Below are 12,684 nucleotides of genomic sequence, written 5' to 3'. Positions count from 1 at the left end.
GCCTGGGATTGAAGGGAACCGACCAAAGCAGTCTAGCAGGCAGCGCCTGCTTGCTGCAAAAGCTCATTCCTTCGGCGGCTCAGCCGGGACCGGCACGGTGCCGAGCCCATTGATGTTGCGCGCCCTGACGCGTGGCTTGAATGCCCTGCCCGGTTCCGCCGCGCGCCGCAGCACGGGATGCACGACCGGCTCCTTTGCCTTGAAGGCATAGGCTTTGATCAGGGCGAAATAGTTCGGATAGGCATAGCCGTTGTTCATCCGCAGCCATTCCTCGCGGCGATCGCGAAACAGCTCGGGCAGCTTGTACCAGGCCACCGTCGGCGTCTTGTGGTGGACAAAGTGCAGATTGTTGTTGAGGAACAGAAACGACAGCGGCGAGCGCTCGACGATGACCGTGCGGCCTTCGGGATGCTCGGACCATTGATGCTCGGCGAAGGTGCGGATCGCGATCAGCGACTGGCCGAGCCAAACCGGCACCAGAATGTAGAGCCACAGCGGAATACCGAAGCCGAACTCGACGGTCGCCAGCACGACAGCAAGGCCGATCGCGTGCAGCAGCCAGGCTTTGCGGACTGCCTTGTCGCCGGCAATCATCTGCTTGGCGTCGTCGATGAAGAAGCCGACGCAGGACAACCAGGGGCCAAGCACGAACCGGCCGGCCATGGTATTGTTGATCTTGAGCAGGAATTTCAGCGTCGGCGGCAGGTCGTCATGCTGCCAGAGCGCCTGGTAATAGCTCTCGGGATCGTCGAGCGGATCGGTCAGCCGCTCATCGGCGTGGTGGCGCAAGTGAAGCGTCTTGAAGCGGCGGAACGGCCAGACAAGCCCGATCGGCAGAAAGACGAAAGCTTCGTTGAGCAGCGCGTTGCGCGTCGGATGGCCGTGCAGCACTTCGTGCATGAGCGACGACTGCAGTGCCAGGATGAAGCCGAGGATGGCAAGCGCCAGGATCGGATAATTCGGCCAGAGCAGCAAGCCGATAGCGAGCCAGGCTCCGTAGCAGAAGAAAGCGAGAGCCACGGTCGGCCACTCGATTGCCGGTGCATTGCGTCGCCTGATGCTCTTGCCTGCCATGCGATCGACCACTGTCCCTCAGTCGCCGGAACCCCTATCGATTCCTGACAGCATTGTGTCAGGAGGAGTGATTCCACTCAACGAGACAAAGTGCACAAAATGTTGCGATTGCGAATTTATGACCGCATATGTTATACATTGTAAACAGTTTCGGGGATTCATTTACGCCTGAGGCCTGGCTTCGGCCCCGCTTTGGGGCAAAAATTTTCTCCCAATGCGCGGAGTCGGATGATGGACAAACGGGACCTGTCAGCGATCTTTAGGGAGCGTTTGAAGCTGCTCCTGACACGGTCCGATCTCAACCAGTCGGCCTTCGCCACCGCTGTCGGCATCGATCGGTCGGCACTTTCGCAGCTGATGTCCGGCGCCTCGACCCGGCTGCCGCGCGCCGAAACGCTGCTCAACATCGCCGCCGAATTCAAGATTTCGCTGGATTGGCTGCTTGGCCTCAGCCAGGACGAAGGCGTCACGGGCGAAATCCGCGAAAGCCTCGAGATCGAGGAGGCTCCCGACGGTTTCGACCGCACCCTGCTCGCCAAATGGTTCGCCGAGGCGGCCGGCACAAAGATCCGCTATGTACCGGCCGGCATTCCCGATCTTCTGCGAACACGCGCGCTGGTCGACTACGAAGCCAACATCACCAACCGGAGCCGCCTGGCACAGGCCAGCGAGACCCAATACCGCATCGAATACAACCGGCGCCCGGAAACCGACATGGAAGTCTGCATGCCGCGCCATACGCTGGAGATCTTCGCACGCGGCCTGGGCGTATGGGATCGTTTTCCGGAAGCCGACCGCCAGCAACAGCTCGCCCACATGGCAACGCTGCTCGACGACCTCTACCCGACCTTCCGTCTGTTTCTCTACGACGGCCGCATGCGCTATTCGATCCCGCTGACCATTTTTGGGCCCTACCGCGCTGCCATCTATGTCGGCGACATGTACGTCGTGCTGAACGCCACCCAGCCAGTCCAGGCCCTGACCCGGCATTTCGACAATCTGATCCGTGCCGCCGACGTCAATCCGCATGAGGCCGCCGCCTTCGCGCGCAATCTGGCCGGCATGTCGTTTCCATCGGGCGCCGGCTGATCGGCGTCAATCACGGTCATTCGGGTGAGGCGTTCGCGGTCGAGATCGTGCCGGCGGCGTGAGCGAAGGCATCGGCATTGACGGACGTCATCGCCGCTATTTCATTGACTAGACATAAAGACTTCTTTATATCCTTATTCGACTTCGAAACATGAAAGCCAATCCGATGACGACGACCAACCCGATCGATGCGCTGCTGGCCGAGAAGGGCGTGCTGCTCGCCGATGGCGCGACCGGCACAAACCTGTTCGCCATGGGACTGGAAGCCGGCGAGGCACCTGAGCTGCTGAACGAGACGGCGCCCGATACCATCACCAGCCTGCACCAGAATTTCGTCGACGCAGGCGCCGACATCATCTTGACCAATTCGTTCGGCGGCACACGCCACCGGTTGAAGTTGCACCACGCGCAGGACCGCGTGCATGCGCTGAACAAGCGCGCCGCCGAGATCGCCCGCGCTGTGGCCGACAAGGCTGGCCGCAAGGTGATCGTTGCCGGCTCCGTCGGCCCGACCGGCGAATTGCTGGTGCCGCTTGGCGCCATGACCTATGATGAGGCGGTCGACGCCTTCGCCGAGCAGATCGAGGGTCTCAAGGAAGGCGGCGCCGAAGTCGCCTGGATCGAGACCATGTCGGCTCCCGACGAGATCCGCGCCGCCGCCGAAGCCGCCATCCGCGTCGGCCTCCCCTACACCTACACAGGATCCTTCGACACCGCTGGCCGCACCATGATGGGCCTGCTGCCGAAGGACATCCACGGCGTCGTCAACGGCCTGTCGCAAGCCCCGCTTGGCGTCGGCGCCAATTGCGGTGTCGGCGCCTCCGATATTCTTGCTTCGCTGCTCGACATGACCGAGGCGAAGCCGGAGGCGACGGTCATCGTCAAGGGCAATTGCGGCATTCCCGAATTCCGCGGCACCGAAATCCACTATTCCGGCACGCCCGAATTGATGGCCGACTATGTCCGTCTGGCCGTCGATGCCGGCGCGAAAATCGTCGGCGGCTGCTGCGGCACCTCGTTCCAGCACCTCGCCGCCATGCGCAAGGCGCTCGACGCGCACACCAAGGCGGATCGCCCGACCGTCGGAGCGATCGTCGAGCGCATCGGTCCGATGCGCAACAAGGTGGCGACGGAAAACACCGCCGAGACCAGCGAAGCCCGCCGCGAGCGGCGCCGTGGCCGGGCCTGACCTCATCGTCGTTGTGATTATTCGCTGTTGTCGGCGTAGCTCGACTGCGCCGACCTGAAGTCGGTCCCGGCGCCGACCGCATCGCTGCGCATGATCATCAGCGCGCCCGAGGTGCCCGGATCGGTGATCTGCTCCAGCATGAGGCGGAACCGGTCGTTGTTGAGGGCCGACATGGCGGTGTTGCGAGCAGCGGCGACATCGTCCCGCATGCGCCTGGATTCCGCCGACGACGCTGGCGAAGCAGCTGCTTCTTGAGCTGGCTCTCGTGCCGGCGGTATCGAGTTCGCAACAGTCCTGATCTGCAATTCCAGCTCCTCAAGCCAAGTTGGCTGTCCCACGTAACAAGGAGGGAGTTGCGATCCTGTACCCGAAATGCCGAGCAATTTAACGACCGGGAAATTCTCGGAAAAAAGGCCGGCAAGGGAATGAACCCCTCGCCGGCCTTCCCACCCGCCCGTGGTCGATTTCCCCTGTCAGAACGATCAGAAGGAACCCGGCCGTCGTCACACTAACGGTTGCCGCCGAGTGCCGAGGCAAGGCGCACAAGCGAGAGGAACTCGGACCTGTACCCAAACGGGTCGGCTCCTCGGGCGGCAGTGGCGATCTCCATGATCTTGTCGTAACCGAACTTCGCGGTCGCATCCTCGTCGCGCAGCTTCTGGCCGAAGGCCGCGACAGCGACGGAAAAGCGTTGGTCGGTGCTGGCCTGGTCGAAGGACGCAACCTCGTTGGCCGATGTCACCGGCGTGGTGATCAGCTTCGAGACGTCCTCGTTCGGCAGCTTGTAGCGGATCTTGACGAAGGCATATTCGTCCGCATTGGCGACGCCGCCATTGTTCACCGCCGCCTGGCCATAGCGCAGCGGATCGATCTGCTCGCCACCGCTGCCCTTGGGTGTGATCTCGTAGATCGCGGTGACCGAATGGCCCGAACCGATATCTCCGGCATCGACGCGGTCATTGTTGAAATCCTCGCGGTTCAGCGCCCGGGTCTCGTAGCCGATCAGCCGGTATTCCGAGACCTTGTCCGGATTGAACTCGACCTGGATCTTGACGTCCTTGGCGATGGTGAACAGCGTCGAGGAAGCATCCTCGACCAGCACCTTTTCCGCTTCGGCAAGCGTGTCGATATAGGCGGCGGTGCCGTTGCCGTTCTGGGCGATCGTCTGCATCATCTGGTCGTTCAGATTGCCGCGGCCAAAGCCGAACACCGAAAGGAAGACACCGGTCTTGCGCTCCTGCTCGATCAGGCGCTTCAGATCTTCGTCATCGCTCTGTCCGACGTTGAAGTCGCCGTCGGTGGCCAGCATCACCCGGTTGACGCCGTCCTTGACGAAGGACTTTTGCGCCAGCCTGTAGGCTTCCTTGATGCCCGCCTCGCCGGCCGTGCTGCCACCGGGCGTCAAATTGTCGATGGCATTGAGGATTTTGTCCTTTTCGGACGCCTTGGTCGGCTCCAGGACAGTGCCCGCATCACCGGCATAGGTGACGATGGAGATCGTGTCGTCGGCCTTCAGTTTGCTGACCAGCAGCCGGAAAGCCGACTTGAGCAGCGGCAGCTTGTCCGGCTCGTCCATCGAGCCCGAGACGTCGATCAGGAAGACCAGATTGGCTTTCGGCTGTTCGGCCGGCTTGACGTCAAAGCCCTTGATGGCGACATGCATCAGCCTGGTGTGCGTGTTCCACGGCGTCGGCATGACGCTGACGGTCGAATTGAACGGCGTCGTGGCGGAGTCCGGCCCCTTCCAGTCATAGGGGAAGTAATTGATCATCTCCTCGACGCGCACCGTATCGGCCTGCGGCACCGACCCTTCCTTCAGCGAACGCCGCACGAAGGAATAGGAGGCGGTGTCGACGTCGATCGAGAAGGTCGAGACCGGGTCTTCGAGTGCCGCATGCACCGGATTGGTCTTGAAGTCCTCGACGCGGTCGCGGTTTTCCTGTTGCGGCTGCATCTGGTCGGCCGGCGCCATGGCTGGCTGTTGCACCATCAGCTTGGACTCGGCCGGCATGCGGGCGACCCGCGAAGTGCTGGGTGCGTTTACAGCGCCATCCAATGCGAATTCACTTGTGTGTGCCGGTGGTGCTGGCTCGGCCGGCATACCACGTCCAAGCGCATTCTGCTGTACCGCGCCTCCAACAGCAGTGGATTCGGATTTCGGCGGCGCAGCCGGCGCCACAAGCGCATCGGTTGCATCGCGGCTTTCCATATCCGCATCGGCTTTTTTGTCCTTTTCCGGCGCGGTGGCCACGAGCGGCTCCTTGATCGCCTGATCTCCCGGCGCCTGCTTGGCCAGCGGCTTCATCGTCGCCGGCTTGTCGGCCAGCGTCTCGGTGATCTTCTCGCCGCCGCCGAAGGTAGACGGCTGCTCCCTCAGCATATGGAAAGTGGCGTATCCTGCGATCGGCAGGGCGACGAGCCCGGCAATGGCCGGCGTGGCAATGAGTTTCTTTTGCATGATTTCGCTCCAGAGCTTTTGTGCTCGCTCTGTGAGACGAAGACCGCCAACCGATCCTTGGGTGACAACAGAAATATTTTCCTCCTCGAAGGCACGCATGGCGGCGTCGAAGGCACGCGCCTTCGCGCCCTCGCCAGGCGCCGGCACTGCTGCGTCGCGCAGTCTCTTGAGTTCGTTGTCGTCGACCATGGTCACACTTCCCCGGCTGAACGCATCAACGTCTTCAGCCGTTTCTTCGCTTCATGGATGTGCCAGGAAACCGTCGTCTCCGAGATCGCCATCGCCTCGGCGGCGACCGCGTGGCTCAAGCCCTCGCCATAGACCAGCAGCACCGCGTCGCGCTGCTTGTCGGGCAATTGCCGCACAGCCGCCCACAGCGCCTCGGCCGGATCCTCGCTCTTGGCCTCGGCCTCGCCCGAAATCAGCGCATGGACGCCGTAGGCCGCTGTCTTGACCGTCTCGCGTGCGGTCTTGCGCATCATGTCGCGCGCCGCATTCATCGTCATGGTGTAGAGCCATGTCGTGAAAGCACTTCCGCCGCGATAGTCGCGGATCGCCCGGCCGAGCCGGACGCAGACTTCCTGGGCGATGTCTTCGGCATCGGCCTTCCTGCCGCACCAGCGGTAGGCGGCGCGATAGACGAAGTCGTAGTGACGCTCCAGCAATTTGCCGAAAGCCCCCCTGTCTCCGCCCTTCGCCCGCCCGATCAGTTCGGCGTCGGAGGCTTCGCTCTCATCCAGCATCATCGCCATCATTTGCCTGTTGGACGAAGGCTAATGGCCAATCCTTGGGGTGTTGGAAAGATTTTTTTGCAGAGCGGGTTTTCCTTCTCCCCGTTCCACGGAGGTAAGGCATGGTCCGCGCAGCGGGCGAAACGCCAACGCGCTGCGTTCGGCAAATTGGGCTGGATTTGCGTTTGGATTGAAAGGCTACCCCAACGTCTCCGAAAACAGGGTGATCAACCTGTTCCAGTGACGCTCGGCGCCGGCGGCGTCATAGACGCTGTGGTCGGGCACGCACCAGCCATGCGCCATGCCGGCGTAATTCTCCAGGACATGATCAACTTTCGCCGCCCTCAGCGCCTCGGCCAGCCGCGTCGATTGTTCCGGCGGAAAACTCCTGTCGACGCCCGCCATGCCGACATAGACGCGCGCCTTGATCGTCTCCGCCTTGCGGTGCGGGCTGTCGGCGGCATCGCTGGCGAGATTGCCGCCGTGGAAACTGGCGGTCGCCCTGATCCTGTCGGGATAGCTAGCGGCTGCATTCAGCGATCGGGCTCCGCCCATGCAATAGCCGACGGTGCCGATCGGACCGGTCACGCCTTGGCCGGCGAGCGCATCGAGAAACGCCGCGCTGTCGCTGATCGTCATCTCCTGCGTCGTGCCGCTGACCAGCGCCGTCAGTGCCGCCTTGGTCTTTTCCTCGACGAAAGCGGTCTTGGCGTCGAACGGACCATAGGGCGCGTTGCGATAGAAGAGATCCGGCACCAGCACCGTATAGCCCTCGCCCGCCAGCCGTTCGGCCATGCCGTCGAGCGCCGGGCGCGGACCGAAGGCATCCTGATAGAGAATGACGCCGGACTTGACCGGGGAAGCCTTGGCCGGCCGGAACAGCGCGGCCTTTGCCGTACCGTCCCTGGTCTTGATCTGGAGATCTTGTTTCGTCATCACCTGCTCCGTTTGCGAGATGCGCGATACATATCCGCGCGAGCCGCCACGGCAAGGCGTCCCCTGAACCTGGCAGTCAACATTTCGTGCAGGATGGGGTTGCGAATTACAGGCCTGCAAATGCCGCCATGTGGAAGACCTGGACCTCCGGGGGATAGCGAAAGTCGGCACCGTAAGGGCAGGCGTTGCGATCGAGACAGCCGCCGCTGCGGCACGGTTCGCCGCCCGCTCCCCGCACATGCGCCAGACAGGATCGATAGGCAAATCCTTGCGCGGAATAGGCGTCGACCGGACAGGCTTTCAGGCAAGGTTTGTCGACACAGCTGTCGCAGAGATGGATCGCCGGCTCGACGGCTTCGAGCGAAAGATCGTCCTCGAACAGCAGCGCACCGCGATAGGCATGCCACAGCCCGTATTGCGGGTGCATGAGGATGCCGAGCGGTGACGGCTTCAACCCTTCCGCCTGCATCCCCCATTGCTGGAACGGCTGATAAGGCTTGTCCGAGGGCGAAACGGCCCGCGCTCCGAATGTCTGAGCCACGGCGCCAATGACCTGCCGCGACCAGCTGTCGAGCGGATTGGCAATTGTTTGTGGCTGCTGCTCCCGCCAGCGCTGGAAATACGGCCAGGGTGCCGCGCCCGCCTGCCCGACCAGCAGGACGGACCTGGCTGGAGCGCCCGAGGGGCCATGAGGCGCCTCCTCGCTGGCCGCAAAGGCGATGCCGCCGCGCAGGATGAGGCCATTGGCGCCAAGCGCGGCCGTGATCTCCTCGATCATGCCGCGCGCAGCAATCATCCCTTCCGGTCCGGGTCGGAGAAGGCGCTCCGCCAGACTTCCTTGTGGATGATGTTGGCGACTTTAGCCCCGCCTGACTCGGGCTCCTTTCAGGTGAAGGCGTCGGGCATCGACCCCTTCTTCTTGGCAATGAAGTCCTTCAGCGCTTCGTCGATAGCCGGATCGAGATGCGGCGCCTCATAGCTTTCCAGCCAGCGGCGGGCGAGCTCGTTGGCGCGCTGCGGCGCCGTCTTCTGGCCTTCGGCCAGCCATTGCTCGTACGAATTGTTGTCGGCGATGTTGGAGCGGTAGAAAGCAGTCTGGAAATTCGCCTGGGTGTGGTCGCAGCCAAGATAGTGGCTGCCCGGCCCGACCTGGCGGATGGCGTCCATCGCCTGGCCGTTTTCCGACAGGTCGACGCCTTCGGAGAATTTCTGCGTCATGCCGAGCTGGTCGATGTCCATCATGAACTTTTCGTAGCAGGACGCCAGCCCGCCCTCGAGCCAACCGGCCGAATGCAGCACGAAATTGGTGCCTGCCAGGATGGTCGAATTCAGCGTGTTGGCGCTCTCATAGGCCGCCTGCGCATCCGGGATCTTCGAGGCGCACAGCGAGCCGCCGGTGCGGAACGGCAGGCCAAGGCGGCGGGCAAGTTGCGCCGCGCCGTAGGAGACCAGCGACGGCTCCGGCGTACCGAAGGTCGGCGCGCCCGACTGCATCGAGATCGACGAGGCGAAGGTGCCGAACAGCACCGGCGCGCCGGGCCGGATCAGCTGCGTGAACGATGCGCCGGCCAGCACTTCGGCCAGGACCTGCGTCAGCGTGCCGGCCACCGTGACAGGGCTCATCGCGCCGGCCAGGATGAACGGGGTGACGATGCAGGCCTGGTTGTGGCGCGAATAGACTTTCAGCGCGCCAAGCATGGTCTCGTCGAACACCATTGGCGAGTTGGCGTTGATCAGGCTGGTCAGCACCGTGTTGTTCTCGACGAAATCGTCGCCGAAAACGAGCTTGGCCATGGCGACCGTGTCTTCGGCGCGTTCCGGCGCCGTCACCGAGCCCATGAACGGCTTGTCCGAATATTTGATGTGCGAATAGATCATGTCGAGATGGCGCTTGTTGACCGGCACGTCGACCGGCTCGCACACCGTGCCGCCCGAATGGTGGATCGACGGCGCCATGTAGGCGAGCTTCACGAAATTCTGGAAATCCTCGATCGTCGCGTAGCGCCTGACGCCGTCCAGATCGCGCACGAAGGGCGGGCCGTAGACCGGCGCGAAAACGGTGGCATTGCCGCCGATCTGTACCGAGCGCTCGGCATTGCGGGCATGCTGGGTATAGACGGACGGCGCGGTTTTCAGCAGCGAGCGGCAGAGCCCCTTGGGAAAATGCACGCGCTCGCCCTTGACGTCGGCGCCGGCCTCTTTCCAGAGCTGCAGCGCTTCCGCGTCGTCGCGAAAGATGATGCCGATCTCTTCGAGCACCGTGTCGGTGTTCTTCTCGATCAGCGCCAGCCCTTCCTCGTCCAGCACCTCATAAACGTTGATCTTGCGCTTGATATAGGTGAGCTGCGTGCCGGGACCGCCGCCGGAGCGGGCTGCACGCCTGGCCGCCGCTCCGCCGCTGGCGCCGCGCCCGCGTCGCGCGTTTGACGCTTCCTGGTCGACTGCCGCGTGATCGCTCATGGTGTTTCTTCCCTGAATTGTTCTTGTCTGAAATCCGCTGCGGCCGCTGATCGCCGCTCCTCCTCGGATCGTAGCCATGCACCCTATTCGAAACGGCCAGCCAGCGCCAACGCCTGTCGCAAAATCGACAAGAAAACAGGTAGATTTTCCAGTCGCTTTCCTTTTGCGGGAAGTCGCAAATCAGCTATGGATACGTGCCCCTGGCGGGTTAGGTATCAATGCAAACATTTTGTGCCTTGCGACGCAGTCGCGATGCCGGCAGGAGTTCGATACATGGCCGACGACGAGATCATCCTTTCCGAACTGTCCGACGACGAGTTGGTGCAGCAGATGCACGACGATCTCTACGACGGACTGAAGGAAGAGATCGAGGAAGGCACGCGGATCCTGCTCGATCGCGGCTGGGTGCCTTACAAGGTGCTCACGGAAGCGCTGGTCGAAGGCATGCGCATCGTCGGCGAGGATTTCCGCGACGGCATCCTGTTCGTCCCCGAAGTGCTTTTGTCGGCGAATGCAATGAAGGCCGGCATGTTCATCCTGCGCCCGCTGCTCGCCGCCACCGGCGCGCCCAAGCAGGGCAAGATGGTGATCGGCACCGTCAAGGGCGACATTCACGACATCGGCAAGAACCTCGTCGGCATGATGATGGAGGGCGCCGGCTTCGACGTCATCGACCTCGGCATCAACAATGCGGTCGAAAAATATCTCGACGCCATCGAGCAGCATCAGCCCGACATCATCGGCATGTCGGCACTGCTGACCACGACCATGCCTTACATGAAGGTCGTCATCGACACGATGAAGGAGAAGGGCATCCGCGACGACTATGTCGTGCTGGTTGGCGGCGCGCCGCTTAACGAGGAATTCGGCAAGGCCGTTGGCGCCGATGCCTATTGCCGCGATGCCGCGGTGGCGGTCGAGACCGCCAAGGACTATATGAAGCGCAAGCACAATGTACGCGCTTCGGCGTGAGCCCGACGGTTCCGCGACGACCCACGAAAAAAGCCGCGCCTTGCAGCGCGGCTTTTTTGTTCCCAGATGATGGAGAAGGCTGTGCGCGGATCAGGGCTTGGTGACGGTGTCCTCGACCGCCTTGGCCGTCGATTTGACGTCCCTGCCGACGCCACGGACGGTATTCGCGCAAGCCGTAAGGGCCAGGACGCAGGCTAGGATGGCAAACGGCGCGATGCGTAGCAGTTTCATGGACGGTGTCTCCCTCGACAGATAAATTAGCGCCACAGCAACGAAGGCCGCTCGACTGGTTTCATGGCCAAGACGCAGAAAACCAAACCGAATCAAGACGACAGGCTGCTGGTCATTGCCTGTGGAATGATTGCGCGCGAAGTTTTGGCCGTCAAGGAGCAGCTCAAACTCGACCATCTCGATCTGATCTGCCTGCCGGCCGAGTTTCATTTCTATCCGGACCGCATCGCGCCGGCCATGGACAAGGCGATCGAAAAGGCCAAGGCGGAAGGCTACGGCGACATCTTCGTCGGTTACGCCGATTGCGGCACCGGCGGCCTGCTCGACCGGGTGTGCGAGAAGCATGGCGTCGAACGCATGGCCGGACCGCATTGCTTCGCCTTCTACCAGGGCATGGATGCCTATGCGAAGGTTGCAGACGACGACATGATGTCCTTCTACATGACGGATTTCCTATGCCGCCAGTTCGACGCCTTCTTCATGAAGCCGCTCGGCCTCGACAAGCACCCGGAGCTGATCAAGGACTATTTCGGCAATTACGAGAAGCTGATCTATCTCGCCCAGACCGACGACCCGGAGCTCGACAAGGTCGCCGAGAACGCGGCGAAGATGCTGGGCCTTGTCTATGAGCGGCGCGCGACAGGCTATGGCGACCTGACGGCAGGACTGGCGCAGGCGGCTGCCCATTCCTGACGCCGATTAGGCCCCTATTCGGCCGCGAGGCAGGCAAATACGCCGGCAAGGCTCGTCTTGCAGCCCAAACCAAGCCTGCCCTTCGTCCGCGATACGCCATAAGCAAGATTCGCATTCGTCACACCATGATTTTCGACCGTGACGCTGTTAAGCATGGATGACAGGCGACAGCGACCGAGTTGTTCGCCAGATGCAGCGGCGCTGCTCCGCACATCGCCAGGGAGGCTACCATGACACTTCGCCCATTGTTTGCCGTTGTCGGCCTGCTCTGCTTCACCTTGCCCGCCCTTGCCGATGGCGAGGTGCAGAAGCTGATCACCGCCGCCGACAAGGCACGACTCGACAAATATGGCGAGACCCGCAAGGCGGCCCTCGCCGAGGCAAAAGCGGGCAACCCCGCCGAGGTCAAGCAGCTCGATGCCTTGCTGGCCAAGCCGCTGGTGTCCTTTTCCGACAAGGACCTGACCGGCACCTGGCAGTGCCGCACCATCAAGGCCGGCGGGCTTTCTCCGCTCGTCATCTATGGCTGGTTCAAATGCAAGGTGACCGACGATGGCTCCGGCTGGCGGCTGGAGAAAATCAGCGGCTCGCAGCGCACCAAGGGCCGCTTCTTCGACGACAGCGAGAAACGCGCGATCTATCTCGGTTCCGCTTCCGTCAACACCGATCCGGCGAAACCCTATGGCAGCGGCCCGCAGACCGATCAGGTCGGCTATGCCTTCCGCAACAGCGCCGGCGAATGGCGCATCGAACTCCCCGCGCCCTATTACGAATCGAAGCTCGACATCCTCGAATTCAAGCGCTGATCGAATCCTTTCCTCCCTTGATTGGCTGGCAAGCAGGTTTTGGGC

General features: G+C 62.4%; 13 protein-coding genes. 5 read left to right on the top strand and 8 right to left on the bottom strand.

All coding sequences use genetic code 11. The annotated features are described in order from the left end of the window. Positions 1-63: 63 nt before the first annotated feature. Positions 64-1,074 (bottom strand): fatty acid desaturase, encoded by a 1,011-nt coding sequence (locus NKJ26_RS22440; protein ID WP_352697179.1) that lies wholly within the window; start codon positions 1,072-1,074, stop codon positions 64-66. A 231-nt stretch (positions 1,075-1,305) separates the two neighbouring features. Between NKJ26_RS22440 and NKJ26_RS22435 the strand changes: the two genes are divergently transcribed. Further along, a complete protein-coding gene (locus NKJ26_RS22435) occupies positions 1,306-2,163 on the top strand; it encodes a helix-turn-helix domain-containing protein (RefSeq protein WP_352597960.1) in 858 nt (285 codons plus the stop codon). A 166-nt stretch (positions 2,164-2,329) separates the two neighbouring features. Further along, positions 2,330-3,352: a betaine--homocysteine S-methyltransferase gene (gene bmt / locus NKJ26_RS22430; protein ID WP_352598055.1), complete on the top strand. Its 1,023-nt coding sequence runs from the start codon at positions 2,330-2,332 to the stop codon at positions 3,350-3,352. Between the two features lie 17 nt (positions 3,353-3,369). On the opposite strand, the gene NKJ26_RS22425 is transcribed toward bmt, so the two are convergent. From NKJ26_RS22425 to NKJ26_RS22400, 6 genes are all read right to left on the bottom strand, one after another. Then, positions 3,370-3,561, bottom strand: a complete 192-nt coding sequence (locus NKJ26_RS22425; protein WP_352597959.1) for a hypothetical protein — start codon at positions 3,559-3,561, stop codon at positions 3,370-3,372. A 299-nt stretch (positions 3,562-3,860) separates the two neighbouring features. Then, positions 3,861-5,999 carry a YfbK domain-containing protein gene (locus tag NKJ26_RS22420; protein ID WP_352697177.1) on the bottom strand — a complete coding sequence of 713 codons (2,139 nt, stop codon included), beginning with the start codon at positions 5,997-5,999 and terminating at the stop codon, positions 3,861-3,863. Between the two features lie 2 nt (positions 6,000-6,001). Further along, positions 6,002-6,562, bottom strand: coding sequence for an RNA polymerase sigma factor (locus NKJ26_RS22415; RefSeq protein WP_352697175.1), 561 nt, complete (start codon positions 6,560-6,562; stop codon positions 6,002-6,004). 177 nt (positions 6,563-6,739) lie between these two features. Beyond that, positions 6,740-7,477 (bottom strand): dienelactone hydrolase family protein, encoded by a 738-nt coding sequence (locus NKJ26_RS22410; RefSeq protein ID WP_352697173.1) that lies wholly within the window; start codon positions 7,475-7,477, stop codon positions 6,740-6,742. 106 nt (positions 7,478-7,583) lie between these two features. Continuing rightward, on the bottom strand, positions 7,584-8,273 hold the full coding sequence (locus tag NKJ26_RS22405) for a 4Fe-4S dicluster domain-containing protein (RefSeq protein ID WP_352697171.1): 690 nt from the start codon (positions 8,271-8,273) through the stop codon (positions 7,584-7,586). A gap of 89 nt (positions 8,274-8,362) precedes the next feature. After that, positions 8,363-9,937: a trimethylamine methyltransferase family protein gene (locus NKJ26_RS22400; RefSeq protein ID WP_352697170.1), complete on the bottom strand. Its 1,575-nt coding sequence runs from the start codon at positions 9,935-9,937 to the stop codon at positions 8,363-8,365. Positions 9,938-10,210: 273 nt separating this feature from the next. Between NKJ26_RS22400 and NKJ26_RS22395 the strand changes: the two genes are divergently transcribed. Continuing rightward, a complete protein-coding gene (locus NKJ26_RS22395; RefSeq protein WP_352697168.1) occupies positions 10,211-10,909 on the top strand; it encodes a cobalamin B12-binding domain-containing protein in 699 nt (232 codons plus the stop codon). Between the two features lie 90 nt (positions 10,910-10,999). Here NKJ26_RS22395 and NKJ26_RS22390 read toward each other — a convergent pair whose 3' ends face one another. Beyond that, positions 11,000-11,140 (bottom strand): EncA/B family entericidin, encoded by a 141-nt coding sequence (locus NKJ26_RS22390; RefSeq protein WP_352697166.1) that lies wholly within the window; start codon positions 11,138-11,140, stop codon positions 11,000-11,002. A gap of 63 nt (positions 11,141-11,203) precedes the next feature. Between NKJ26_RS22390 and NKJ26_RS22385 the strand changes: the two genes are divergently transcribed. Both NKJ26_RS22385 and NKJ26_RS22380 read left to right on the top strand, forming a co-directional pair. After that, positions 11,204-11,833 carry a DUF1638 domain-containing protein gene (locus tag NKJ26_RS22385; protein ID WP_027026061.1) on the top strand — a complete coding sequence of 210 codons (630 nt, stop codon included), beginning with the start codon at positions 11,204-11,206 and terminating at the stop codon, positions 11,831-11,833. Positions 11,834-12,063: 230 nt separating this feature from the next. After that, positions 12,064-12,639, top strand: coding sequence for a DUF4893 domain-containing protein (locus tag NKJ26_RS22380; protein ID WP_352597953.1), 576 nt, complete (start codon positions 12,064-12,066; stop codon positions 12,637-12,639). Positions 12,640-12,684: the final 45 nt, after the last annotated feature.

It is taken from the genome of Mesorhizobium sp. M0152 (assembly GCF_040322415.1).
Lineage (GTDB): Bacteria > Pseudomonadota > Alphaproteobacteria > Rhizobiales > Rhizobiaceae > Mesorhizobium.
Note: the sequence above shows the minus strand (reverse complement) of the source record. Positions and strands in the feature narration are given on the sequence as shown.